Raw genomic sequence first — 24,879 nt, 5'->3', positions numbered from 1 at the left:
AACCGACGGAATGGACGGTTGACCGCCCAACCGCCGAAAACTTCAGATCTATTTCTGGCCGAGATAGCCGGCCAGGTGGGTCATGTCGTAGCCCGCTTCTGCCGCCTGTGCGATGATCTCCGAAGCCGGGGCTTTCCCAGCCTGTGATAGAGCCCAGAGCGTGGTCGAACGCGTACCCGACCGGCAGAAACAGAACACCTTGCCGTCGCTCCCCTCGAGCACGGCTTTGGTGGCATTCACGAGATCAGGATTGACCCCTTCGCGACCGAGTGGAATGGCGTGATAGGCGAGCCCGGCTGCCTTTGCGGCAGCCTCGATTTCGGCTCCGGCCGGTTGATCCGGCGATTCCCCATCCGGGCGATTGTTCACGATGGCAGTAAAGCCGAGGTCCTTGAGCGTTGCCACATCTTCCGGCTGGATCTGTCCAGAGACGCTGACGTGATCATTGATACGCTTCAATTCCAAGGCATGTTCTCCCGTGGTCCGGCCACCCTACGGAAATTCCCTGATATGGGAAAATCCGCCATTTGTGGCATACGCAAGCGCGCGACGGCCCGTTATAGCCACGGGCTTGCACCCGACGCAACTGGGCGGCGCGCAATCCTGTCACGGGGCTGTCATGCGCAGGCGTCAGGCCGCATTGACGTTGAGGCTGGGCTGCAATGGCTGGGGGCGCCCGAGACAATAGCCCTGAAGGCCGGTGCAGCCGGCGGCAACAAGCATTGAAAGCTGCTCCTGGGTCTCGACACCTTCGGCAATCACTTCCAGCGACAGGGAGCGGGCGATGTCGCAAACCGCCGAAACGATCATGGCATTGACCGGATTGGTGGCAAACTCGGCCACATAGGTCCGGTCGATCTTGATGATGTCGAAGGCAAAGTCCCGCAGGTAGTGCAGGCTTGCATGCCCGGCGCCGAAATCGTCGATGGCGACGCGCACGCCCATGGCCCGCAGGGCCGCAATCTGCTGCATCTCGACGCTACCCGCCTTGAGCGGGGCATTTTCGGTGATCTCGACGATGATCCGGTTGGTGTCGGTGCCAGTCTCGAGCAGGATAGTCGTGAGCGATTCCACGAAGTCCGTACGGCGCAACTGGACGGGAGACACGTTGATGGCGACAGCCCCCTCGAGCCGGCCGAGATCGGCGCAGACGCGCCGCAGCACCCATTCGCCAAGCCGGTCGATAAGGTTGCTCTGCTCGGCCACCGGGATGAACATGTCGGGGGCGATCATGCCGCGCACGCGATGCCGCCAGCGCACCAGCGCCTCGTGCGACTTCACCTTGAGCGTGCGGCTGTCGAAGACCGGCTGATAGTGGAGCTCGAGCTCGTCCATCAGAATGGCGGCGCGCAAATCGCGCTCGACAAAACGGCGGTGGCGCTCGTCACCCAGCATGTCGGGATCGAATGGCACGACGCAGCCGCGTCCCGCGTTCTTGCCCTTGTAGAGGGCGAGGTCGGCGATGGCGATCAGCTCGTTGGGATCGTTGCTGTCGTGCGGCGCCATGGCGACGCCTATCGTGGCGGATAATCTGGTCATGCGTCCGGCAATGCTGTGCGGTGTATTGAGCCGGCGCAGCAACTGCTCGCCCAAGCGGCACAGCGCCGCCTTGTTGTCGTGGCCCGGGATCAGCACCCCGAATTCGTCGCCACCGAGCCGACCGATGATAGCGCCAGGCATCAGCGCCCGCATTTCGCGCACCAGCGCCACCAGCGCCGCATCTCCCGCGCCATGACCGGCGCTGTCGTTGAGCACTTTGAGATTGTCCATGTCGATCTGCATGTAGCCCACGGACGACAGCGATCCGCCCTCGGCGAACCGCCCCAGCTCTTCCAGAAGATAGGAGCGAGTAAAGGTGCCGGTCAAAGCGTCACGATGTGCGGCCGCCCTGGCGGCTTCCGAGCGGAGCTGCACATCGGTCAGTTGCCGCGAAAGCCACCGATGTCCGCCCACGAGCAGCGCGCCGAGCACGCCCAGTGCCGGCACCGACAGCAACGGCAGCCAGATTTCCAGCATGGCCGGATCCTTGACCACGATACTGGTGCCGCGAATTCCGGCGAGGCAGGCAATCACCACTGCTATGGCGATGGCCAGGTTTCGATACCCATGAAGAATGTTCGTGAGATGGTCGTCGCGACGCATGGCAAACCCGGGGATGGTGCCGTACCTTGACCGCCCCCGGGTGAATACTGTGTAAATTTCAGATCAGAAAAAAGCTTCTTGAACAGGGGTTTAGGACGTCTCTGCGCAAAGGGGGCGCCCTCGTATCTGCAGCAGATGACGCTGTTGCGACACCATGACGGCTGCGCGCCGTCATGGTGTGAAGTTCGTTAATCGCCAATGCCGGGCGTGTAGCGCGCCAGCGCCGTGATCACCCGCTTGGCACTGACACGACCGATTTGCCGCCCCTCGTCATTGACGACGCCCACCCATTGATGCTCGGCAAAATAGGGCAGGACATCTTCGCAACGCGCCGTGCTGGGAACCGAGTATTCGCAGGGGTCGAACTCCCCCCGCTCCATGATGGTGCGCACATGGATGGCGCGGGCCTTGTTGACCTCGCGCACGAACTCCTCGATGTGCTCGTTGGCGGGCTTGAGCACGATATCCTCGGGCTTGCCTTCCTGCTGAACCGCCCCGTCCTTGAGAACGGCGATGCGATCGGCGATCTTGAGCGCCTCGTCGAAATCGTGGGTGATGAACAGGATGGTCTTGCCCAGGCTTTTCTGCAGCTCGACCAGCTGGTCCTGCATGCCCGACCGGATCAGCGGATCGAGAGCCGAAAAGGCTTCGTCCATGAGGATGATGTCGGTATCGAGCGCCAGCGCACGGGCAAGGCCGACGCGCTGTTGCTGGCCTCCGGAAAGCTGGCGCGGCCGGCTGTTCTCGTAGCCCGACAACCCGACCGTCTCGATCCATTTCGCGGCGCGCTCGAGGCGCTCGACCTTGCCGACGCCCTTGACCTCGAGGCCATAGGCGACATTGTCGATGACCGAACGATGGGGCAGCAACCCGAATTTCTGGAACACCATGGCCACCGTGTTGCGCCGATAGGTCCTCAGATCAGGCAGGCTCATCTTGAGCACGTCGGTGCCCTCGACGACGATTTCTCCCGCCGTGGGATCGATCAGCCGGTTGACGTGGCGGATCAGCGTCGACTTGCCGGAGCCGGAAAGGCCCATGACCACGAAGATCTGCCCGCGGGCAATGTCGAGCGAGACATTGTCGAGGCCGACGACATGGTTGGTTTCGGCCTGCACCTCGGCCTTGGACCTACCCTGCTGCAACAGCTCCAGTGCGCCCTGGGGATTGTCGCCGAAGATCTTGGTGACCCCGCGCATGCGGATGGCGAGGCCCGTTTCCTGTCGTGTGTCGTGCATGTCAGCGCGCCTCCATCAAACCGATCCGGGCCTGCAACTGCTTGCCGAAACTCTGGGTGATGCGATCGAAGACGATGGCGAGGGCGACAATGCCCAGACCGGCGAACAGGCCACGGCTCACCTCGAGCCGGCCGATGCCCTGGAGCACCTGGTAACCCAGGCCGCCTGCCCCGATCATCGAGGCGATGACCACCATGGAGAGCGCCATCATCGTCGTCTGGTTTATGCCGGCCAGGATGGTCGGCAGGGCCAGCGGGATCTGAACGCCGAGCAGCCGCTGGCGCGGCGTGGTGCCGAAGGCGCGACTGGCCTCCATCACCGCCGGATCAACCGAGCGCAACCCCAAATCCGACAGACGCACCAGCGGGGGCGCCGCATAGACGATGGTGGCGATCAGCGCCGGGATTTTGCCTGGGCCGAAGATCATCACCGTCGGGATGAGGTAGACGAAGCTGGGCAGCGTCTGCATCAGGTCGAGGATCGGCGTGACGACGCTGCGCACGCGGACCGAGCGGCTCATCCACACGCCGATGGGAATGGAGAGGACGATGGCCGTCAGCGTTGCGGCGATCATCAGCGCCATGGTCGTCATCGCGTCTTTCCAGAGCTCCATGACGCCCAGGAACAGGAGCGACACGAGCACGATGACCGGAAGTTGCCAGCGCCGCGTCGCCAGCCAGGCGATCCCGACGAGCACGGCCATGATCAGCCACCACGGCGTGGCAATGAGGAGGTCTTCGATGGCCTTGAGGAGCATGAGGAGCGGATAAGCGGCCGCTTCGAACTCGTCGCTCCAGTTGCGCACCACCCAGTTGAGGCCATCGTCGATGGCGCGGCGCCAAGGGCGCGTATCAATCAATTGTGGGAACATGTTTTTCTCTTTGCACACGCGTCCAAGCCCGAAGGCAGGAGAAAGGGCCCTGCCCTGGGGGTCGAACGCAGAAAACGGCCGGGTCGGAACCCGGCCGCCGTGAGGAACACTGTGAAATTGGGCCTAGCCCAGAGCAGCCATCACCTTGTCGGCGACCTCGGCCGGAACCCAGCCGCTCCACACATCCTGCTTGGTGCGCAGGAAGTTTTCTGCCGTGGCGGCGGCATCGGCCTGGTTCTCGTCACCATAGACGAGGAGCTCGGAAATCTCGGCATTGGTCAGCCCGACCTTCGAGAAATACTCGGCCACGACCGGAGCTTCGTCCTGGATCCACGAGGCTGCGCCGACGACGGCGGGGCTCGACGGATAGGCGGTCACGCCAGCGGCTTCGGTGCAATCGGGATCGGTGTTGCAGGCATAGACTTCGGGCTTGGTTTCACCCAGGTCCAGCTGCACGGCCGGATACTTGCCGAGGATGGCGGTCGGACCCCAATAGTAGAACAGGATAGGCTCTTCACGCGTGAAGGCGCGGGCGATCGAGGCATCGAGAGCGCCGCCCGACCCCGGCGAGAAGATGTTCCAGGTTTCGTCCATGTCATAGGCGTCGAAGAGCGCAGTGGTCGACAGCTCGCAGGCCCAACCCGGCGGGCAGGAATAGAGGCGACCCTTGTTCGAATCCTCCGGATCCGGGAACAGGTCCGGACGGGCGATGACCGCCTCGGCCGTCGTCAGGTCCGGGTGTTCGGCCTGGGTGTATTCGGGGATGAACCAGCCCTCGACGGTACCGTCGGTGATGGCATCGGAAAGCTGCACCACTGTGCCGTCCTCGATGCCCTTGGCCCAGGCATCTTCGATCGTGCTGGTCCAGAGTTCGGGCGCAACGGCGGGCGTGCCGCGATTGAGCATGGACGAGGCGGTGGGAACCGTATCCCCGGCGACGATGGCGACATCGCAGCCATATCCTTCGGAAAGGATCGTCGCATGGATATGCGCCAGGGCTGCGGCCGACGGCCAGGTCATTTCGGCTATGTCGATCGTGCGGTCGGTCCCGCACTGGGCGGCATCGGCTTCCTGGGCGAGGACGGGAAGGCTGCCAGCGGACAGAAAGGCAACGGCGATCGCGGCGGCAATGCCACCGGATTTCAAAATCATCAGGGACGCTCCTGCTGTTACGGAATGCGCCGGACCATAAAGATGGCAGAAATATGTGTCAAATCAGGCAATATTTACACAACAACTGATTTCGACGGACAATTTTTCTTAGAAGTTGAAGTCAAAGAAGAGAAAAATAGACTGCTCCAGACTATCTTCTTGTCTGCTCAAGTAGCAAAAAATTCCCAATTCAACTCAGATGCAAGTTAAAATAATCTGAGAAAATTATGGGAACCTTTTCACTGCGCAGCGCTGACCCACGCCTGCCACAGGTCTTTGCGTTCGGACACGAAGCGATCTGCCACACTTTCGACGGTGGCGCCGGGCTCGTTGAGCTCGGCCAGCAGCGTATTCATTTCCGATAGCGGCAGGCTGCTTCGCTGCAAGTAACCCGCGACTATGGGTGTCTCGGTGAATACCCGGTCGGCGACGGCGATAACCACGGCATCGGCTGGGAAGGCCGATGGCTTGGGATCATTGCAGATCCGATCGGCCAGGCACTTGGCCGCGGTCTCGTCATAGGCCCCCATGTCGATCGCCGCGAAATCGAGCTGCGCCAGCACTGCATTGGGTTGCCAGTAATAGAACAGGAAAGGCTCGCGCCGATTGACCGCCTCGGCGATCATCCTGTCCATTTCCAGCCGGTTGCTCGGCTCGACAATTTCGACAAGCTCGGAGAGCTCGTAAGCCTCGACAAGGTGACGGTTGATCACCGAGCAGGCCCAGTCCAGCGGACAGGAAATGAACTGGATGGGGCCGCCGTCCCCCGCCTGCGGCAGGGCATCAGCAAGACCGGCAGCCGTCGGCGTTCCGACAAAACTCCCGGCCAGCGACGACGGCATGTACCAGCCCTCGAAGGCATCGGAAGTAAAAGTTGGCGCTGCGCTGCGCACCTGCTGACCTTCCATGGCGCCGTTCCAGAGATCGGCGATCCGGTTGACCCACATCTCGGGCGCGACCTGGGGTTGTCCGGTCGATCCCATGGACGACGCCGTGGCGGCGAGATCGCCCAGCACGACCCGCACCTCGCAATTGTATTCGGCAGCCAGGATACGGGCGTGGATTTCGGCCAGAAGTGCCGCCGAGGGCCAGCTCATGCGGGCGATGGACAGGGGCCTTGTGCCGCAGGGAGGCGGCGGCTGCCCAGGGCTGGCCGCTTCACTCGGTTGCGAAGCATCGTCCTGGGCGCTGTCGAGCACGGTGATCTGCGCCTGCGACGGCTGGCTGAGAGCAGTCAGCAGCACCAATATAATGGCTTGGCGAAGTCGCTTCATATAGCCCTCTTACCGGCCCACCCGCTTCAGGGCAAAGTCTATGCCCAAGCGGGTCTTGTTAAGCAACCGCCACAACTGATGGATTTGCCGCGCGAACCCCGGTGACAGCTTTGCCCTGAATGTGCAACAGTCCCTCCCAGCGGGGCGCCATCGCGCCCCCTTGACCGTTGCCGCGCCGCAAGAAGGAGGCCGAAAAGGCCACCCGGCGTGCAACCGAAACAGAGGGACACCATGCTTAAGAAAACCCTGACCCTGGCGGTCGCTGCCACCACCCTGACGATTGCCGCTCCGGCATTGGCCCAGGATAGCGGCGCCACCATCGGTTTCATCGGCGGACTGACCGGCCCGATCGAATCCCTGGCCCCGCCGATCCTGGCCGGCGCCCAGCTCGCTGTGAACCAAGTCAACGAACAGGGCGGTATCCTGGGCGGTGAGCTTACCATGATCTCGGCCGACAGTGCCTGTGACGCGACCGGCGGCGCCACTGCAGCCGACAAGATCATCAATACCGACAATGCCGTGGCTGTCGTTGGCGGCCTCTGCACCGGCGAAACCATCGGCGCCTTCAACGGTTCGGGCCTCTCGGGCAATGTCGTGTTCGTCTCCCCGGCCTCCTCGGCGCCGGCCCTGACCACGCTTGAAGACAATGACCTTGTCTACCGCACCACCCCTTCCGACGCGCTTCAGGGCGTGAAGATGGCCGAGCTGCTGCTCGCCAAGGGCGTCAACGACATTGCCATCACCTATGTCAACAATGACTACGGCAAGGGCTTTGCTGACGCTCTCTCGGCTGCCTACACCGCTGGTGGCGGCACCGTTGCGGCCAATATCGCCCACGAAGAAGGCAAGGCCGACTACCGCGCCGAGCTCGGCAACCTGGTCGCTTCGCAGAACCTGGTCATTCTCGCTTATGCCAACGCTTCGGGTAACACCGTACTGCGTCAGGCCGTCGAGAGCGGCAACTTCACCACCTATGTCGGCGGTGACGGCATGGTCGGCGACGACCTGCTGACCGGTATCGACCCCGCTGCCGTGGAAGGCCTGATCGCCACCCGCGCCGGCGCACCGACCGGCGAAGCCGTGGACATCTACAACGCCTTCACCGGCGAAGGCTTCACCGCCAACGCCACTTACGCCCCGCAGGCTTACGACGCCGCCTTCCTCCTGGCACTCGCCATCGAGAAGAACGGTTCGGCATCCCGCGAAGGCCTGTCCGCCGCCCTGCGCGACGTTGCCTCGGCTCCGGGCGAGAAGATCCTGCCAGGCGAGTGGGCCAAGGCCAAGGAGCTGATCGCTGCCGGTACCGACATCGACTATGAGGGCGCTGGTGGCGCGCTCGACTTCGACGAGGCTGGTGACGTCGACGGCATCATCGTCGAACTGGCCGTCGAAGGCGGTTCGTTCGTCGAAAAGGGCGTCATCCAGTAACTTGGCGCCATACGAAGCAATGCTTCGGCGAAACGCTCCGGTGGAGCGTTTCGAGGCGGCAAGGCCCGCAGCGCTACGCGCGCAGGGCAGGAAGACCGAGATTCCGAAGGCCCGGGAGCGATCCCGGGCCTTTTTCATATTGAAGCAGAGCCACCGAAGACCTTATGTTGGCGCTGGGAGCCCATGCCAAACCTGCCGCCGGGTTGAAGGGAGTATCGACGACCATTCGTGACGACCTTTCCAGGTCGATGCGTAATCGGCGGACATCGACCGGAACGAGAGGTTCGTCATGTTTGCCGGCATTACGCCGTTCACGCGTAGCAATATTGCCGCGCTCAAGTCGCACATCCGCACGGCACGTCCCGAATTTAAGTCCAGCCATGTCGACGAGGCCTTGGCCTTTGCCTTCGGCTTCCGGACTCAGGCGGCACTGCTCGTTGCTCTGGATCAGCTGGGACACACTCACCTCCATGCCCAGGCCAACCATCTCTGGTTTGCGCTGCGTCTGAAGCAGTTGGGATATCCTGGCGTCAACCCGGACGCCTTGCGCGAAATCCTCTGGAGCGCAACCTTTGACCGCGATCCGGACCTGAGCGCACGCGAGTTCGAAGCGGCCACGATATTCCGTCCGCATCCCGCAAATGACCGGTGAGGCAGGAATGGCCGACACCGACACGATGCGCTTTTACGCCGAAAATGCGGAGGCCTATGCCCGGCATCGCACGCGCCCGACCCGCCAGCAGCTGGATGCGTTCCTCGCCCAGGTTGAGCCAGGCGCGCGAATTCTGGAGCTCGGATGCGGCAATGGCATGGATGCACACTATATGCTGGAGCGCGGGTTCGACGTGGATGCCACGGATGGAACACCCGAGCTGGTGCAGGCGGCCCGCCAAAGGATCGGGGATCGCGCCCGCGTCATGCGTTTCGATGATCTCGATGCGGAAAATGCCTATGACGGTGTCTGGGCCGCGGCAAGCCTGCTCCACGCACCCGCGAGCGATCTGCCGACTATCCTTGCATCCATCCGGCGGGCGGTGCGCAGCAGCGGGGTGTTCGTGGCCAGCTTCAAATCGGGCGAGGGCGAAGGGCGCGACAGCATGGGGCGATACTTCAACTACCCGAGTGCACGCTCACTCGAAGCCACCTATCGCGCTGCGGGCTGGACTGACCTCGGCCTCGAAAAATCCATGGCCGGCGGCTATGACGGCCTTGCCACCGAATGGTTGTGGATGACGGCTCGATGTCCTTCATGAGGGGCGATCGACAGCGCTGCATGTCGTGAAACGATTTACTTCCGGACCGGCAGAAATTTAGCCAAGCCTTAAGCAACCCATGCCCAAATACTGGCAAGGGGAGGCCTTAGGTGCGCGATATAGACGATCGTGGGCTGCTTTACATAACGGAAAACAGTAATTCCTTTGAGTATCAGGCGTTTGCGAGGGCTCTCGGTACGCAGCCGGTTGGCATAAGGGACGTGGGGGGCGAGCATTTGCGGCTCGATCCGAACGTGGTCTTCGACGTCGATCTGCGCGCAACCTCGTCCCTGCGCAAACTCAAGGGCTTGCTGGCGCGGCGCGGCACGGGCTGCAGGATCTTCATGGTCGATCCCAAGGCGCGGATCGCCGTGAGCAATGCCGAAAGCCTCGGGGCAGATGCGATCCTCGAACCGCGCTGCGGGGCCGAGGCGATCCATCAGGCGATCAGGCAGCATCACGGCATCGTTCACGCGGTTGACGTCACCCGCTCGATCGATGCCGGCATCTCGGCCCTCGACGGCGGCTTTCGTAGCCTGGTTCGTGACGCCGTCTTCGACACCGAAGGCATGGAAAGCGCCAGCGGCCAGATCATCGATGCTATCGACAGCGCCGGTGTCGATCACTGGATGGCGACCGTTCGCGGCTATCATGTCGGGACCTTCCAGCACTGTATGCTGGTGACAGCCACGGCATCGAGTTTCGCCCGCCGCCTCGGCATGCGCCGCGGCGACGTGATCAAGGTGACGGCGGCGGCGCTGGTACACGACATCGGCAAATCGGCCGTGCCGGTGGAGATTCTAGACAAGAATGGTCCACTGACGCCCGAAGAAGCACAGACCATGCGCAGCCATCCGATCATCGGGCACGATTATCTGGCCCGACGCAGCCGCATCGCTGCCGACGCGCTGCGCAGCGTGCGCTCGCATCACGAATATCTTGATGGCAGCGGCTATCCCGACGGCCTGCGCGGCGACGAGATCGACGACATCACGCGGCTCGTGACGATCAGCGACATCTACGCCGCGCTGGTCGAACGCCGCGCTTACAAGGCGCCGAAGCGGCCCGAGGACGCCATCGCCGTCCTCGAAGCACTCGCCGGAGCCGGCAAACTGGAGCCAGCCCTGGTGCGGGCATTTGCCCGCATCACCCTGCACAAGCAGGCGGCCTGACGATCAGTCGCGTTTGACCACTTCCGGGATCAAGCCGCGGGGCGCAAAACGCAGCGCGATCGTGATCACGAGGCCGAGCACGAACACGCGCATCTGCGCGGACCGCGCCTCGATCTCGGGAATGGCGCCCCAGCCGAAACTGGTCGACCAGGTGGAGACCAGGTCGAACACGGCCTTGCTCAGCGGTTCGGACACGACCCAGATCAGCCACAGCAGCACGGCGCCGAACAGGGCTCCCCAATTGTTGCCCGCGCCACCCACGATCACCATCACCCAGATCAGGAAGGTATGGTTGATCGGCTGATAGCTCGAGGGATCGAAAATCTGCACGAAGCTGACCAGCATGGCGCCGCCGATGCCCATCAGCACCGAACCGAAGACGAAGATTTCGAGCTGGCGGGCGGTGACGTTCTTGCCCATTGAAGAAGCCGCGATGTGGTTGTCGCGGATGGCGCGCATCATGCGGCCCCAGGGACCGGAATAGGCGCGCGAGATCAGCCACATGACGATCGCCAGGACGACCAGGGCCAGCACCAGGAAACCGGCGCGGGCAGCGATCAGCGACGAGGCGATATCCATGCCCTGGGCCTGATACTGCTGCGGCAGCGGTGTGGGCCAGGGGATCGGCGACACCGTCAGCGTGCCGCGCGTGAGCCAGTCCATGTTCTTGATCAGTGCACGGATGATCTCGGAAATGCCGATCGTGGCGATGGCGAGATAATCGGTGCGGAGGCCGAGGCAGATCTTGCCCACGATGAAGGCGATACCGGCCGCGAGAACGCCGCCGAACAGCCATCCCAGCACCGGATGGCCGCCGAGGCCGCCGACCCAACCGCCGCCGGCGGCGGATTCGATGTAGGCGGCAGCCGGATCGATCTGGCTGCGATAGATACAATAGGCGACGAACCAGGCAAGGACGGTCAGCGCCGTCTTCCACTTGCCCGTAATGCCGATGCGATGGGCCTGCCGCGCGGCGAGGACCACGAGAGCGCCGCCGGCAAAGGCGAACAGGGCACGGCCAAGCATGGCCGGACCATCACCGCCCCAGAAGGCGGGATTGACGGGCGCCGAGATGAAGGTGACGGCCGCGCCACCCACCATCAGGAACCCCATGATGCCGAAATTGAAGAGCCCGCCGTATCCCCACTGTATGTTGAGACCGAGAGCGATCAGCGCATAGGCCGCCGCTTCCACGATACGCGAGGAGGTGAACGGCAGGCCCATGACCCAGCCCATCAGGAGGATCAGGACGAACAGTCCGCCGAAAAGCGTCAGGGAACGCTGGATCATGACGAGGCTCCCTTGAAGATACCCGTGGGGCGCACGAGCAGCGTAACCACGAGGATGACGAAGGCGACCGTGAGCTTGTACTCGGTCGGCACGAGCGCCATCGTTGCGGGCAATTGCATCCACTCGGGCAGGATGGCGTTGAGCGGCCGCAGCAGCATGGTCCAGTTGAACACCGCCAGCGTCTCGGCAAAGCCGATAAGCAGGCCCCCGGCAATAGCGCCATAGGCCTGGCCCAGGCCGCCGACGATGGCCGCAGCAAAGATCGGCAGGATGATGTTGAACGCGAGGTCAGGCTTCAGCGTCACGTCGAGCGCCAGCATGGTGCCGGCCATGCAGCCAAGCGCCCCGGCGATGATCCAGGTGACGCGCACGACCAGCGCCGTGTTGATCCCGGACACCTGTGCGAGATCGGCGTTGTCGGCCATGGCGCGCATCGCCTTGCCCAGCCGCGAGCGGGTGAGGAAGAAATGCAGGGCCAGCACCGAGACCAGCGTCACGAGGATCATCAGGACCTGCGGTTCGGTGATGACCAGCGGGCGCGTCGAGCCAATTGCCGCCATGTCGAAGCGGAAGATTTCCTTGGGTTCATTCTCGAAGAACGAATAGGAGCCGGCGCCGAAGAACAGACGAATGAGCCCCTGCACCATCAGCGTCACACCGATGGAGGCGATCAGCAGGGTAACGGGCTTGGCGCCGCGCTTGCGCAAGGGAGCATAGAACCCCTTGTCTATGCCAAGGGCCAGAATGGCGGCCAGCACCATGGCAATCGGCAGCACCACGAAGCCGGTCGGGATCGGCGTGACGATCCCCCAGGCGGCGAAGGCCGATGCCAGCAGGAAGGCGATGAAGGCGCCTGACGTCATCAGCTCGGAATGGGCGAAATGCGCGAAGCGCAGAATGCCGAAGATCAGGGTGATGCCGATGGCGCCCAGCGCATAGATGCAGCCGAGCACGAGGCCGGAGATCAACACTTGGTTGATGAAGAAAATAAGTTCAGTCACGGCTCAGCCCCCGAGGAACGACTTGGCGACTTCAGGGTCGGCGATCAGCTCCGCCCCGGTGCCGGTATAGCGATTCTGGCCGCTCGCGAGTACGAAACCCTTGGAGGCGAAGGCCAGCGCCTGGCGGGCATTCTGCTCCACCATGAGGATGCCGACGCCCTCCTTGTTGACGCGCTGGATGGTCTCGAAGATTTCGATCACGTAGCGCGGCGAAAGACCTGCGGAGGGCTCGTCGAGCATGAGCAGGCTGGGCTTGCTCATAAGCGCCCGGCCCATGGCCACCATCTGCCGCTGCCCGCCCGAGAGTTCACCGGCAGGTTGACGGCGCTTTTCGGCCAGCACGGGGAACATCTGGTAGACCCAGTCCATCGTGCCCTTGAAATCGTCCTTCCGGGTGAAGGCGCCCATCTCGAGATTTTCCTCGACACTCATCGAGGTAAAGACGTTCTTTTCCTGCGGCACGAAGCTCAGGCCCTTGGGTACGAGCCGGTCAGGCAGCGAATTGGCGATGTTCTCGCCGCCGAAGTCAATCGTGCCCCCAGTAACCTTGAGCAGGCCGAAAATGGCCTTGAGCGTGGTCGATTTCCCTGCGCCGTTCGGCCCGACGATGACCCCGATGTCGGTCTTTTCGATCGCCATGTTGACGCCGTTGAGGATAGGCGCCCCGCCGTAGCCGCCCACGACATGCTTGAGTTCGATGAGTGGCATGTTCACGCAACCTCGACCGGGGTGCCGAAATAGGCTTCGACGATTGCAGGATTGGCGCGGATCTCGGCCATGGGGCCTTCTGCGATTTTCTCGCCCTGCGCCATGACGATGACGGGATCGCAAAGGCGGCCGATCAAGTCCATATCGTGCTCGATGACGAAGAAGGTATAGCCCAGCTCGCGGTTCATGCGCTCGATGTTGCTGGCCAGATCGTTGAGCAGCGTCTTGTTGACGCCGGCCGCCACCTCGTCGAGCAGCACCACCTTTGCATCGACCATCATGGTGCGCCCCAGCTCGAGCAGCTTCTTCTGCCCGCCAGAGAGATTGCCCGCCAGCTCATCGCGCACATGGCCGAGCTTGAGGAAGTCGATCACGTCGAGCGCCTTCTTGCGCACTTCGGTTTCGCGCGAGCGCACGAGGCCGGGACGGAACCAGGTATCGATCAGGTGTTCGCCTGGCTGGTCGCCCGGAACCATCATCAGGTTCTCAAGCGCCGTCATCTGCGAAAATTCATGCGCGATCTGGAATGTGCGCAGCATGCCGATACGGAACAACTGGAACGGCTTGATGCCGGTGACATCCGCGCCATCGAAGATCACCTGGCCTTCGTCGGGCACGATATTGCCGGCCACCATGTTGAACAGCGTGGACTTGCCCGCACCATTGGGCCCGATCAGGCCCGTAATGGAGCCGCGCTGGACCGAGAGCGAACAATTTCTGACGGCCGTGAGGCCGCCAAAGCGTTTTGAGACGTTGCGAACGTCTATGACCAAGTCGGAGGACAAGTTGAGATCAGCCCCGGTTTCCTGATTGCCAGCCAGCCCGGCTTAATCCGGGCAATTTTGGGGCATCTGTTCATAACGGGGGCTGGCGGTCAACGCATTGAGCCCGGCCAGCCGGACAAAAATCCGCCAATGCCGCATTTTTCCTCAGAACCGTTTGCCTCAAAACCGTTCGGCTTCAGAGATAGGCCAGAACGGCATCGGCGGTGGAGCGATTGTTGGCGAGAGGCACGTCGTAGAGCGTGGCCAGGCGCGTGAGCGCCTTCACGTCAACATCATGCGGCTGCGCCGAGAGCGGATCGATGAAAAAGATCAGCACGTCGAGCCGTCCCTCGCAGATCATGGCACCCAATTGCTGGTCGCCGCCGAGGGGGCCGCTCTTGAGCAACCCCACCGACAGCCCGGTCGCAGCCATGATCCGACTGCCGGTGGTGCCCGTACCCCAGAGCTCGTGCTGGAGGAGCTTATCCCGGTGCGCTTCGGCCCAACGGCAAAGATCGTCTTTCTTGTCGTCGTGCGCCACGAGGCCGATGCGTGCCATGAAGGTTCTCCCGTTTCCGAGCCTTCATGCCCAACGCCTCGACAAAGGGCAATGGGCGCCTGCGGTCAAACCGCGAGCCAGTAGGTGGCAATGGTGTCCGGGTCGATCGGAGGATAAGCCGGGACCTGCTCCGAGGCGGTGATCTCAAGGTCCGAGCCGGCCATCGCATTGGCGAGCTCCGAGAGGGAATCGGCTCCTTCTGTTGCCTCGCCGAAGGATTTCCTCATCTCCTCGGCGGCGTGGGCATCGGCGACCAGCTGGCCGGCAAGCTCAGAGGCGCATCGCGAACTCTCCGACAGACCTTCGGCCATCACGGCGCCCTCCGCCGCGAGCCGAGAAGCCAGATCCGCATTGGCGGTGAGCATGAAGCCCAGCTCACCGACAGCCTGAACCATCCGCGCGAGGTCCGGCGCCACATCCCCGCCACCGGGACGTTTGGTGCATTTGGTCCCTACGCAGTTCTCATCCACCGATAGGTCAACGAGAACGCGAAAGGCTGAAAATCATGGTTAATGATAGATTACCGGAAACTACGTAACCCTCAGAACGCCTCCCAGTCCGAGGCCAGCGCAGCATTTCCAACACTGGTCAGGACCGGCCTCGCGGTAGGTCGCGGTGCGGCCCGCGATGCAGGCACGCTGACTGGGCTATCCGTCGTCCGGAAAACGGCCACGATCCGGTCGAGCTCGCTGGCCTGTCCCTCCGTCTGCTCGATGGCGGCATTGGTCTGCTCGACAAGCGCCGCATTGTGCTGGGTCATCTCGTCCATCTGGCGCACGGCGATCGACACCTCTTCCAATGCGCCGGACTGCTGGCGGTTTTCGCGAGCGATCTCGTCGATAAGCACCGCGCTTTCTTCCGCACCTGCCAGAATGTCATGCAGACCTTCCGCGGCCTTGCCCACCAGCTGGGCACCGGAGCGCACCTCCCCAGCACTCGCTTCGATCAGCACCTTGACGTCGGCCGATGCGCTGGCAGCACTTTGCGCGAGGCGACGAACCTCTACTGCCACAACCGCGAAACCCTTGCCCGCATCGCCGGCACGCGCGGCTTCCACCGAAGCATTGAGCGCCAGAAGGTTGGTCTGGAAGGCGATGTCGTCGATCATGCCGATGATGTTGGAAATCTTGCCCGACGAGGCCTCGATCGCCGACATGGCGGTGGTCGCATCGTTCATGACCCGGCCGCTTTCGGTCGCGTTCTGCGAGACCTGCCTTGCTTTCGAGCTCGCGGTGGCGGCGCGCTTGGCATTATCGGCCACTGCGCTCGAGAGCTGTTCGACGGCAGCGGACGTCTCCTCGATGGTCGCAGCCTGCTTGGTGGTCCGGCTCGAGAGGTCGTTGGCGCCGGCGAGAATTTCCGCTGTCGCCGTGCGCAATGTCCCTGATGCATGGGTCAGGCCATGGACGATCCCATCCAGGGTTTGAAGCGTGTCGTTGAACGCGGAACGCAAAGCCTCGTACTGGCCAGTAAACTGCTTGTCGATACGACCGCCAAGGTCACCCCTTGCCATGCGTGCCAGGCTGCTGGTGAGTTCGGCGAGGATGCCCTCGCCGCGTTTGCGTTCGGTGATATCGGTCGCGTATTTGACGACTTTGACCGGTCGCCCGGACGCATCGAAGATCGGGTTGTAGCTGGCCTGGATCCAGACCTCCTGCCCGCCTTTGCCGAAGCGCTGGAATTCCGCGGCCTCGTACTGGCCGGCGCGCAGGCGATCCCAGAACTGCTTGTATTCGGGCGAACGGGCATAGTCCGGATCGCAGAACATGGCGTGGTGCTTGCCCACGATCTCGTGGAGGCCATAACCGACCGTTGCGAGGAAATTCTCGTTTGCGGTGATGATCGAACCATCCAGATTGAAGGCGATGACCGCCTGGACGCGCGAAATGGCGTCAATCTGCGCGGCGTGGTCGGCGGCCTGTTGCTTTTGCGCCGTGATGTCGGTGGCAAACTTGATGACCTTGACCGGCTTGCCATGGCGGTCGAGCACCGGGTTGTAGCTGGCCTGAATCCAGACTTCGCGCCCACCCTTTGCAAAGCGGTGGAAGGCGGCAGACTGGAACTTGCCCCGCCGAAGCTCGTCCCAGAATGCCTTGTATTCGGAACTGGCGACGTAGTCGGGATCGCAGAACATCGAATGATGCCGACCCTTCACGTCGTCCAGCTCATAACCCATCGCCGAGAGGAAGTTCTCGTTGGCGGTTATGATCGTCCCGTCCAACTCGAACTCGATCACTGCCTGGCTGCGGGTAATGGCGTCAACCTTGGACTGGTTGTCGCGACTGCTTTTACCGAACGAAAGCGCGCCCATCTGCTGTTCCTTTGCGTCGAGCCAGTGGCCCTGGACTCTTTCCTCAGGCTGCGCCGAGACGGTTAAGGATTTCTGCAACGATCATGTAAATATTTGCCGTATTCATAGTGGTTTAAAGAATAGACATCCACAAAATCGCATCCATATCCGCAAAAATACGGATGCCGGATAAATTAAGTTCGAGAACAAAAGTTATCGCAAGATTTCATCTGATTAAAACAAGTACACGATGCACAAAACTTGACCATTCAGTGGATAAAATCACATTGCGATTTTCGACACGCCTTTGAAGCCGCGATACGGCTAAGCGGTCGCCGCACCCGCGGAAATATCTCAGTACTGTTCGGGATTGGACGCCCGAAAATCGGAGCCGCCGAAGCGGCTCTAACAACTTGAATCTGCGTCCATACGTATCTGAGCATACGGCCGTTAACACGCCGTAAAGCATCCGCCATACGGATACAAAAAAGGGGCGCACAGCGCCCCTTCTGGTGAGTTGTCGTCGAGCTAGCGGATCAGAACTCGTCCCAATCAGCCGATATGGCAGCATTGCCCTGGCTGAGATAGGCCTGACCAGCCTTGTTGACGGCGCTGCGCGATGACGGGGCGGGGCTCGCTGGCCTCCGCTGTGCCGGTGCCGCCATGACTTCGGCGGTATCGAGCGTGAAAATATCCACCACGCGGTCAAGTTCGCCGGCCTGCGCCTCGGTCTGCTCGATCGCGGCGTTGGTCTCCTCGACGAGCGCGGCATTGTGCTGGGTCATCTCGTCCAGCGTGCGCACCGCGACACTGACTTCCTCGATCGCCGACGCCTGAGCCTTGCTGGCCTTGGCGATAGACTGCATCAGGCCGGCATTTTCTGTGACGGCGCCAAGCATGTCGCGCAACTGGGTTGCTGCGCTCGACACCAGCTGGGACCCGCCCTTGACCTCGTCGGCGCTCGCTTCGATCAGCGCCTTGACCTCTGAAGAGGCCCCAGCCGCGCTTTGCGCCAGTCGACGCACTTCCACCGCGACCACGGCAAAACCCTTGCCCGCGTCGCCCGCGCGCGCCGCTTCCACGGAGGCATTGAGGGCAAGCAGATTGGTCTGGAAGGCGATGTCGTCGATCATGCCGATGATGTTGGAGATCTTGGCCGACGACTGGGTGATGCGCTCCATGGCCTGGTTGGCCTTTTCCATCACTTCCCCGCTGCGCGCTGCGTCGCTCGAGACGGCATTGGCCGATCGGTTGGCGTCGTCGGCCATCCGGGCATTGTCTGCGACCGTACTGGCCAGCTGCTCCATGGCGGCCGAGGTCTGCTCGATCGTCGCCGCCTGCTTGGTCGTGCGTTCCGAGAGATCGTTCGCGCCCGAGAGGATTTCGCCGGTGGCGGTCTTGAGGGCGCGTGAGGTCACGCGCAGCTGGCCGATGACGTCGCTGAGTTTTTCCGCCACCGCATTGGTGTCGGTCTTGAGCTTGGCGAACGAGCCCTGGTAGTGCCCTTCCATGCGGTGCGTAAGGTCCGCCTCGGCCAGTGCCGCAAGCACAGCGCCGGTTTCGGCAATGCCACGATCAACGGTCTCGACGAGACTATTGACGCTGCCCGCGAGGCTGTTGAGCTCGGCATCCGGGAATTGCGCATGTACGCGCTTGGAGAAATCGCCGGCGATTGCCGCGTCCACCACCTCGCCGAACGCTGCCTGCAGCGCCACCATCATGTCGGTGCGCTCGATGCGGCGCCGCTGCGAAGCCGCACGCTCCTCCTCGGTCATGGCGCTGACCTTGAGGCCGTTCTCGCGGAACACTTCCACCGCGCGGGCCATCTCGCCGATTTCATTCTGGCGGGCGAGATAGGGCACCTGTGCGTCGTAGTCACCCTCGGCAATGACCTTCATCGTCTTCGCAAGGCGCGGGACTGGAGCCATCAGGGCCCGGGAGATGAAGTAGCCTGCCACACCCAGGACGAGCAGCGTGCCAAAATTGATCACGAGAAGCAGGCTCAGCATGGACGACACGACGCCCTGCACGCCTTCCTGGTCCACACCGACATAGAGAATGCCGACGGCCTTTCCGGTCATGTCGAGAATGGGCTGGTAGGCCGTGTAGTACGGGCGGCCGACAATAGTGGCCTCGCCGTAGTAGGCCTGTCCGGCCATGACGGTGTCGTAGGCGGCGCTGGTGGCGCCGAGCGGCGTGCCGACGATGCGTTCGCCATCCTCGCCGGTCAGCGTGGTCGACATGCGCACGAAGTCGTTCTGCGCCGCGTCGAAGCCGAAGATCGTGGCGGACTCGCCGGTCAGGCGAACGATCGAGTCCACGATCTCGTGGTTGAGGAATTGCCGCGGCATGGCAAAGGTGGTGATCTTCTCGAGGGTCGAATTTTCGCCCCACGTCACCTCTGCGCCGGGCAGGCTGCCGGCAAGGATCGTCGCTGCGGTCTTGAGGTTTGCGGCCTGCGTTTCGGAGGCCTGCGCCCGCAAGGTCGAGCTCAGATTGAGGTAGATGGCCATCGAGACGGCCGAGACAGAAATCAGGATGGCGCCGATCACCATCACCGCAATCGCCGTGGTGAGGCGAATATTACCAAAGAAACGCTTTACCGAACCGATCATCGACCAGGGCCCCAAACACGCCGCCTTGCTCCCCCGCGGAGCGGCAACACAATTGTGACAAATCCTAATCGGTTGGGATTAATTGAGTATTAGCTATGCAATATAACGGCGGCCCGCATGTGCAGGCCGCCTATTATTTGTGCAGCAGCAGCGCTTTAGAATTCGTCCCAGTCTGCCGCTATGGCCGCATTCCCCTGACTGAGATAGGCACGAGCTGCCTTTGGTGCCGCCTTGGCGGCCTGCGGCGACGTCGTCTCGCGCCGCGGTGCCGGCATGGATGGCGCATCATTGGCAGCGCCATCGATGGCGAAGATATCCACGATCCGGTCGAGCTCGTTGGCCTGGGCCTCCGTCTGCTCGATTGCGGCATTGGTCTCTTCCACCAGGGCCGCATTATGCTGTGTCATCTCGTCCATGGTGCGGACCGCGGAGGTGACTTCCTCGATGGATGTCGCCTGCTCGGCGCTATCGCGGGCGATGGCTTCGAGCGACTGCGTGTTTTCGCGAATAGCCTCGAGCATGCTTGCCAGCTTGCCGGCGGCTTCGCCGACAAGCTTGGAACCCGTGGTAACTTCCCCGCTCGACTGCTCGATCAGCGCCTTGACGTCCGAGGACGCACTCGCAGCGCTCTGGGCAAGGCGGCGTACTTCCACGGCCACAACGGCAAAACCCTTGCCCGCATCGCCTGCACGCGCCGCTTCAACCGAGGCGTTGAGTGCAAGCAGGTTCGTCTGGAAAGCGATGTCATCGATCATGCCGATGATGTTGGAGATTTTGGCCGAGGAGGCCGTGATCCGCTCCATCGCCTCGTTGGCTGCATCCATCACGCGACCGCCTTCCTCAGCGGTCTGGGTGACACGTGAGGCGCTGGCACTGGCGTTCTTGGCGCGTTCGGCATTGGCCAGAACGGTCGAGGCCAGTTGCTCCATTGCGGCCGACGTTTCTTCGATCGTCGCCGCCTGCTTGGTGGTGCGCTCCGAAAGGTCATTGGCGCCCGACAGGATCTCCCCAGTCGCCGTCTTGAGCGAACCGGACGTATGGCGAAGCTGCAGCACGACCTCGGTCAGCTTTTCGCCCACCGCATTGATGTCCGTCTTGAGCTTGGCAAAGGCACCCTCGTATTCGCCTTCCATCCGCCTTGTGAGGTCTGTATCGGCCATTGCGCCGAGCACTTCACCCACTTCCGCCACGCCGCGATCGAAGCTTTCGACCAGCGTGTTGACGCTTGCCGCCAGGCCGTTGAGTTCGGCATCGGGGAACTGCGTGGTGACACGCTGGCCGAAGTCGCCAGCAATGGCGGCATCAACCACCTCGCCAAAGGCCCCCTGCAATTCGCTCATCATCTGGCGGCGCTTTTCTTCGTCGGCAATGATGCGCGCAGCTTCCGCCTCGGTCATCTGGCTGACGCGCAGCCCGTTTTCGCGGAACACTTCCACCGCACGGGCCATCGCACCCACCTCGTTGCCGAGCGTCGTGAATGGCACGTCGACGTCGTAATTGCCCTGAGCCACGATCTCCATGGTCTTGGCCAGACGCGGAATGGGGCGGGTGATCAACCGCGAGGCGATGAAGCCGATGAGCCCGAAGCCGGCTATGGCCGCGCCTCCCACGATGGCGATCAGGCTCACCACCTTATTCGCCGCCGCCTGCACGTTGGCCATCGGCGTGCCCACGAAGATCGCGCCCATCACTTCGCCGCTGGTCTTCTGGATCGGCTGGAGAGCCGCGTAGTACTGCGTCCCGTCGATATCGACCGCGCCTAGTACCATCTCGCCGGCGTTGAGCCGCGTCACGGCATCGCTGGCGGCCGGCAGCACGCCACCCACGGCGCGGGCTCCGCCGGGCAGCGTCACGCTCGTGGTCTTTGCCGCCATGTCGCCGGTGGCCGGGTCGGTCACATAGATGGCGGCGTCCTGCTTGGTCACGCGCGTCACCGAGTCGATGACTTCCGTATCGTAGAAGGGAGGAATGGCCCAGCTCTGGAAGCTAGCGATCGCACCCTCTTCGCTCCAGGTCAGCACGGAGCCCGAAATGCGCCGCTCCAGGATGGTCGCGGCCGAACCGAGATTGGTTTCCTGCTGCACCTCGCTATCGGCCATGGCCTGGCTGTAGAGGCTGAGATAAATCGCTCCAGAGACAGCCGCGATCGAGCCGATAATCGACAACATGACAAGCACCAGGATGGTGGTGGTCATGCGCACGTTTCCCAAAAGGCGCGCAATCAGTTTCATATGTCACTCCCCCATACGGACGCGGCGCTCATTCTTGAGCTCTCGCGCCGACTGATGGGAAAGACGCTATGGAAAATTATTTACCGAAAACTGTACGAATATCTACGCAATCGATTGCGATGGCATTTTTGTTCAAGAATACTGGTGGATTTCTTGGCTTTTGCCGCGCGGCTCACTGAAAACACGAAGGGCGCCCGAGGCGCCCTTGTCACATTCTGGCTAGAACTCGCTCCAGTCTGAATCCACTGCCGCGTTCCCCTTGGAAAGATAAGATCGGGCCGCACTGCCGAGCTTGGCCTGCAGACCCCGCGCACCCTGCGCGATCGCCTGCACGGGGCCGGCATTGGCGGCCGGCTTGTGCACTGCAGACGACGACTGTGCCCGCTTTTCCAGCGCGAAGATATCGACGATCCGGTCGAGCTGGGTCGCCTGCGCCTCGGTTTGCTCGATCGACGCATTCATTTCCTCGACCAGCGCCGCATTGTGCTGGGTCATCTCGTCCATGGTCCGGACGGCGGTGTTCACTTCGTCGATGGCCGAGGCCTGCTCGCGGCTTTCGCGCGCGATGTTGTTCATCAGCTCGCTAGACGAGCGGGCAGAGCTTAGGATTTGCTCGAGACGGCTTGCTGCGTCGGCCACGAGCTTGGAGCCCCCCTTGACCTCGTCCGCACTCTGTTCGATGAGCGCCTTGACGTCGCTGGAGGCTTGCGCGGCGGACTGCGCCAAGCGGCGCACTTCCACGGCAACCACGGCGAAGCCTTTGCCTGCCTCGCCTGCGCGCGCGGCTTCCACCGAAGCGTTGAGCGCCAGGAGGTTGGTCTGGAAGGCGATATCGTCGATGAGGCCAATGATGTTGGAAATCTTGGCCGAGGACTGGGTGATCCGCTCCATTGCGCCTGTTGCCCGGCTCATGACCTGCCCACCTTCCTCGGCGGTTCGCGTCACCGTCGTCGCCACGGTCGAGGCTTCATTGGCGCGGTCGGCATTCTGCAATACCGTCGTCGCCAGCTGCTCCATCGTCGCCGATGTTTCCTCGATCGTTGCGGCCTGGCGCGTGGTTCGTTCGCTGAGATCGTTGGCGCCCGACAGAATTTCCCCGGTCGCAGTCTTGAGTGTGCGGGAGGTGTCGCGCAGCTGGCCGACGATATCGGTGAGCTTGTCGGCCACCGCATTGGTATCGGCCTTGAGGCGGGCAAATGCCCCTTTGTAGTTACCTTCCATACGATGGGTCAGGTCGGTATTGGCGAGTGCCGCCAGCACCGAACCGGTCTCGGTGACGCCGCGGTCGACTGTTTCGACCAGGCCATTGACCGAGCGGGCCAACGTGTTGAGCTCGTCATCGGGGAATTCGGTTTCGACGCGGCGCGAGAAGTCACCGGCGATGGCGGCATCCACCACCTGGCCGAAGGCGCGTTGCAGATCCTGCATCATGGCGGCGCGTTCGGCCTGGTTGGCGATGATGCGGGCGGCCTCGGCTTCGGTCATTTCGTTGACCTTGAGGGCATTCTCGCGGAACACCTCGACGGCGCGCGCCATGGCGCCGATCTCGTCGGCCCGTCTTGCGCCCTTGACGTCAACAGCCAGGTCGCCACTGGCCAGAGTATCCATCGTGTCGGTCAGGCGGCTGATGGGCTTGCTGATCGAGCGGGCGAAGAAGAAGCCGATAACGGCCGCGATGGCGAGAAGGATACTGCCGACCAGGATGGTCATGTTGCGCATCTCAACCACGGCGGCGTAGGCCTCGTTTTCCGGCTGCACGGCAGCAACGGCCCAGGTCACATCATGGACGCTGACAGGCTGGGCCCGCACCACCATTGGGGCGCCACGATAGTCGGTGCTGATCCCTTCGCCGCCCTCGTCGGCAAAGGCACCGGCGATGACGGGCGACGTCAGCGTGGTCGTCAGCACGTCGGCAGCTTCGGTGCGCGGGGATTCGGTGCGCAAGAGACCATCTTCGCCGACCACGACGACCTCACCAGTGAGACCAAGCCCGGAAAGGCTCGAAACCCGGGCGCTCAACGCCTCGGGCGAAATGGCCAGGACCATCACGCCGGTGTTTTCGTCCTTGTCATAGACCGGCATGGCCATGAAGCTTTCCGCCGATCCGGCCGGCGCATACTGGCTGAAATCGACAAATGCGGCCTGCCCGTCGGGCAGATCCTTGGCCGCCGCAAAGGCAAGACCAAGACCCGAGGCCGCAGCCGTCGTATCCGTCATCACATTGCTGACGAAGTCCATGTTCTTGGCAACGGTATAGACCACGTCGCCGGCGGCGCTCACCAGCATCACGTCGGAATAGCCGCGCTCCTGCATCAGTGTGCGGAAGCCGGGGTGGAAGCGCTTGTGCGGAGCGTCATAGGTCGCGCCCTTGGCGCCGACGCTGTCCACCGAAGCCCGGTTTTCCGGGTCGGGATTTTCGGTAACGTAGGCGGCTTGCAATTGCGGCGCAGCGCGTTCCTTGAGGCCCATGCGCAGCTCGTCGAGCGAGCGCGTCAAGTTCTTCATCGCCGTGACCGTGTCGGACCGCTGCACGAAAAGGCGCAGATCGACTTCGGCGCTCGAGAAGTAGTCGGTCACCAGCGAACTGGCGGTAGTGAGCGCGGCCTGCATCGACTGGTTGCGTTGTTCCTGCACGGTGCCCAGACCGATGAGGTAGCTAGCAATGCCGACGCCGGCGCTGACCACCAACGCGGATCCGACAAGCGCCAGGGGCAGCTTCTGCGCGATCTTGAGCTGCGGAATGATCTTCATGAAATGCGTCTCCCCAAAACCGGCTGCGTCCATCCCGCATCTTCCTCCGACCCAACGGTCACGATGCAGGCAGCCGTGGCACGTCCCCGCGCGCCAGTTATGGAAACGATATAGAAGGCCGCTTAACCACTCCTTACGGA

At 62.6% G+C, this 24,879-nt stretch carries 20 protein-coding genes; 4 read left to right on the top strand and 16 right to left on the bottom strand.

The window, feature by feature from the left end; translation table 11 throughout:
• Window positions 1-48: 48 nt before the first annotated feature.
• The 6 genes from CCK88_RS17630 to CCK88_RS17605 form a co-directional block, all read right to left on the bottom strand.
• The gene (locus CCK88_RS17630; RefSeq protein ID WP_086471850.1) at window positions 49-465 is read right to left on the bottom strand and encodes a protein tyrosine phosphatase family protein; all 417 of its coding nucleotides are present in this window, start codon (window positions 463-465) and stop codon (window positions 49-51) included.
• Window positions 466-630: 165 nt separating this feature from the next.
• Window positions 631-2,142, bottom strand: a complete 1,512-nt coding sequence (locus tag CCK88_RS17625; RefSeq protein WP_086471849.1) for a putative bifunctional diguanylate cyclase/phosphodiesterase — start codon at window positions 2,140-2,142, stop codon at window positions 631-633.
• A 188-nt stretch (window positions 2,143-2,330) separates the two neighbouring features.
• Window positions 2,331-3,380: a quaternary amine ABC transporter ATP-binding protein gene (locus CCK88_RS17620; protein ID WP_086471848.1), complete on the bottom strand. Its 1,050-nt coding sequence runs from the start codon at window positions 3,378-3,380 to the stop codon at window positions 2,331-2,333.
• 1 nt (window position 3,381) lies between these two features.
• Entirely contained in the window at window positions 3,382-4,251 is an 870-nt protein-coding gene (locus CCK88_RS17615; protein ID WP_086471847.1) for an ABC transporter permease, read from the bottom strand.
• 123 nt (window positions 4,252-4,374) lie between these two features.
• On the bottom strand, window positions 4,375-5,403 hold the full coding sequence (locus tag CCK88_RS17610; RefSeq protein WP_086471846.1) for a glycine betaine ABC transporter substrate-binding protein: 1,029 nt from the start codon (window positions 5,401-5,403) through the stop codon (window positions 4,375-4,377).
• 239 nt (window positions 5,404-5,642) lie between these two features.
• Complete coding sequence (locus CCK88_RS17605) at window positions 5,643-6,677, bottom strand: glycine betaine ABC transporter substrate-binding protein (RefSeq protein ID WP_086471845.1); 1,035 nt, start codon at window positions 6,675-6,677, stop codon at window positions 5,643-5,645.
• A gap of 231 nt (window positions 6,678-6,908) precedes the next feature.
• Between CCK88_RS17605 and CCK88_RS17600 the strand changes: the two genes are divergently transcribed.
• The 4 genes from CCK88_RS17600 to CCK88_RS17585 all read left to right on the top strand — a co-directional run bounded on the left by CCK88_RS17600 (window position 6,909) and on the right by CCK88_RS17585 (window position 10,530).
• Window positions 6,909-8,105 (top strand): ABC transporter substrate-binding protein, encoded by a 1,197-nt coding sequence (locus CCK88_RS17600; protein ID WP_086471844.1) that lies wholly within the window; start codon window positions 6,909-6,911, stop codon window positions 8,103-8,105.
• 289 nt (window positions 8,106-8,394) lie between these two features.
• Window positions 8,395-8,757, top strand: a complete 363-nt coding sequence (locus CCK88_RS17595; RefSeq protein WP_086471843.1) for a hypothetical protein — start codon at window positions 8,395-8,397, stop codon at window positions 8,755-8,757.
• Between the two features lie 7 nt (window positions 8,758-8,764).
• Window positions 8,765-9,358 (top strand): class I SAM-dependent DNA methyltransferase, encoded by a 594-nt coding sequence (locus CCK88_RS17590; protein ID WP_086472029.1) that lies wholly within the window; start codon window positions 8,765-8,767, stop codon window positions 9,356-9,358.
• Between the two features lie 110 nt (window positions 9,359-9,468).
• The gene (locus tag CCK88_RS17585) at window positions 9,469-10,530 is read left to right on the top strand and encodes an HD-GYP domain-containing protein (protein ID WP_140049040.1); all 1,062 of its coding nucleotides are present in this window, start codon (window positions 9,469-9,471) and stop codon (window positions 10,528-10,530) included.
• Between the two features lie 3 nt (window positions 10,531-10,533).
• Here the strand turns inward: CCK88_RS17585 and CCK88_RS17580 are convergent, their stop codons facing one another.
• From CCK88_RS17580 to CCK88_RS18720, 10 genes are all read right to left on the bottom strand, one after another.
• A complete protein-coding gene (locus CCK88_RS17580) occupies window positions 10,534-11,820 on the bottom strand; it encodes a branched-chain amino acid ABC transporter permease (protein WP_086471841.1) in 1,287 nt (428 codons plus the stop codon).
• Window positions 11,817-12,821, bottom strand: coding sequence for a branched-chain amino acid ABC transporter permease (locus CCK88_RS17575; RefSeq protein ID WP_086471840.1), 1,005 nt, complete (start codon window positions 12,819-12,821; stop codon window positions 11,817-11,819). Before CCK88_RS17575 ends, CCK88_RS17580 begins: the two co-directional genes overlap by 4 nt.
• A gap of 3 nt (window positions 12,822-12,824) precedes the next feature.
• A complete protein-coding gene (locus CCK88_RS17570; protein ID WP_086471839.1) occupies window positions 12,825-13,529 on the bottom strand; it encodes an ABC transporter ATP-binding protein in 705 nt (234 codons plus the stop codon).
• Window positions 13,530-13,531: 2 nt separating this feature from the next.
• Window positions 13,532-14,314 (bottom strand): ABC transporter ATP-binding protein, encoded by a 783-nt coding sequence (locus CCK88_RS17565; RefSeq protein WP_086471838.1) that lies wholly within the window; start codon window positions 14,312-14,314, stop codon window positions 13,532-13,534.
• Between the two features lie 175 nt (window positions 14,315-14,489).
• On the bottom strand, window positions 14,490-14,852 hold the full coding sequence (locus tag CCK88_RS17560; protein ID WP_086471837.1) for a methylglyoxal synthase: 363 nt from the start codon (window positions 14,850-14,852) through the stop codon (window positions 14,490-14,492).
• A gap of 65 nt (window positions 14,853-14,917) precedes the next feature.
• Window positions 14,918-15,268, bottom strand: a complete 351-nt coding sequence (locus CCK88_RS17555) for a hypothetical protein (protein WP_140049039.1) — start codon at window positions 15,266-15,268, stop codon at window positions 14,918-14,920.
• A gap of 125 nt (window positions 15,269-15,393) precedes the next feature.
• On the bottom strand, window positions 15,394-17,163 hold the full coding sequence (locus CCK88_RS17550; RefSeq protein WP_086471835.1) for a methyl-accepting chemotaxis protein: 1,770 nt from the start codon (window positions 17,161-17,163) through the stop codon (window positions 15,394-15,396).
• Between the two features lie 515 nt (window positions 17,164-17,678).
• Complete coding sequence (locus CCK88_RS17545; protein ID WP_086471834.1) at window positions 17,679-19,757, bottom strand: methyl-accepting chemotaxis protein; 2,079 nt, start codon at window positions 19,755-19,757, stop codon at window positions 17,679-17,681.
• 155 nt (window positions 19,758-19,912) lie between these two features.
• Window positions 19,913-21,952: a methyl-accepting chemotaxis protein gene (locus tag CCK88_RS17540; RefSeq protein WP_086472028.1), complete on the bottom strand. Its 2,040-nt coding sequence runs from the start codon at window positions 21,950-21,952 to the stop codon at window positions 19,913-19,915.
• A gap of 255 nt (window positions 21,953-22,207) precedes the next feature.
• Window positions 22,208-24,739, bottom strand: coding sequence for a methyl-accepting chemotaxis protein (locus CCK88_RS18720; protein ID WP_244557576.1), 2,532 nt, complete (start codon window positions 24,737-24,739; stop codon window positions 22,208-22,210).
• Between the last annotated feature and the right edge of the window lie 140 nt (window positions 24,740-24,879).

The sequence above is a fragment of the Devosia lucknowensis genome, from assembly GCF_900177655.1.
In the GTDB taxonomy this organism is placed as follows: Bacteria; Pseudomonadota; Alphaproteobacteria; order Rhizobiales; family Devosiaceae; genus Devosia; species Devosia lucknowensis.
Note: the sequence above shows the minus strand (reverse complement) of the source record. Positions and strands in the feature narration are given on the sequence as shown.

What these genes read in the sequence shown, in the direction of transcription:
- CCK88_RS17625 (WP_086471849.1), bottom strand. Translation starts at nt 2,142, where the DNA reads ATGCGTCGCGACGACCATCTCACGAACATTCTTCATGGGTATCGAAAC.
- CCK88_RS17620 (WP_086471848.1), bottom strand. Translation starts at nt 3,380, where the DNA reads ATGCACGACACACGACAGGAAACGGGCCTCGCCATCCGCATGCGCGGG.
- CCK88_RS17615 (WP_086471847.1), bottom strand. Translation starts at nt 4,251, where the DNA reads ATGTTCCCACAATTGATTGATACGCGCCCTTGGCGCCGCGCCATCGAC.
- CCK88_RS17610 (WP_086471846.1), bottom strand. Translation starts at nt 5,403, where the DNA reads ATGATTTTGAAATCCGGTGGCATTGCCGCCGCGATCGCCGTTGCCTTT.
- CCK88_RS17605 (WP_086471845.1), bottom strand. Translation starts at nt 6,677, where the DNA reads ATGAAGCGACTTCGCCAAGCCATTATATTGGTGCTGCTGACTGCTCTC.
- CCK88_RS17600 (WP_086471844.1), top strand. Translation starts at nt 6,909, where the DNA reads ATGCTTAAGAAAACCCTGACCCTGGCGGTCGCTGCCACCACCCTGACG.
- CCK88_RS17595 (WP_086471843.1), top strand. Translation starts at nt 8,395, where the DNA reads ATGTTTGCCGGCATTACGCCGTTCACGCGTAGCAATATTGCCGCGCTC.
- CCK88_RS17590 (WP_086472029.1), top strand. Translation starts at nt 8,765, where the DNA reads ATGGCCGACACCGACACGATGCGCTTTTACGCCGAAAATGCGGAGGCC.
- CCK88_RS17580 (WP_086471841.1), bottom strand. Translation starts at nt 11,820, where the DNA reads ATGATCCAGCGTTCCCTGACGCTTTTCGGCGGACTGTTCGTCCTGATC.
- CCK88_RS17570 (WP_086471839.1), bottom strand. Translation starts at nt 13,529, where the DNA reads ATGCCACTCATCGAACTCAAGCATGTCGTGGGCGGCTACGGCGGGGCG.
- CCK88_RS17560 (WP_086471837.1), bottom strand. Translation starts at nt 14,852, where the DNA reads ATGGCACGCATCGGCCTCGTGGCGCACGACGACAAGAAAGACGATCTT.
- CCK88_RS17550 (WP_086471835.1), bottom strand. Translation starts at nt 17,163, where the DNA reads ATGGGCGCGCTTTCGTTCGGTAAAAGCAGTCGCGACAACCAGTCCAAG.
- CCK88_RS17545 (WP_086471834.1), bottom strand. Translation starts at nt 19,757, where the DNA reads ATGATCGGTTCGGTAAAGCGTTTCTTTGGTAATATTCGCCTCACCACG.
- CCK88_RS17540 (WP_086472028.1), bottom strand. Translation starts at nt 21,952, where the DNA reads ATGACCACCACCATCCTGGTGCTTGTCATGTTGTCGATTATCGGCTCG.
- CCK88_RS18720 (WP_244557576.1), bottom strand. Translation starts at nt 24,739, where the DNA reads ATGAAGATCATTCCGCAGCTCAAGATCGCGCAGAAGCTGCCCCTGGCG.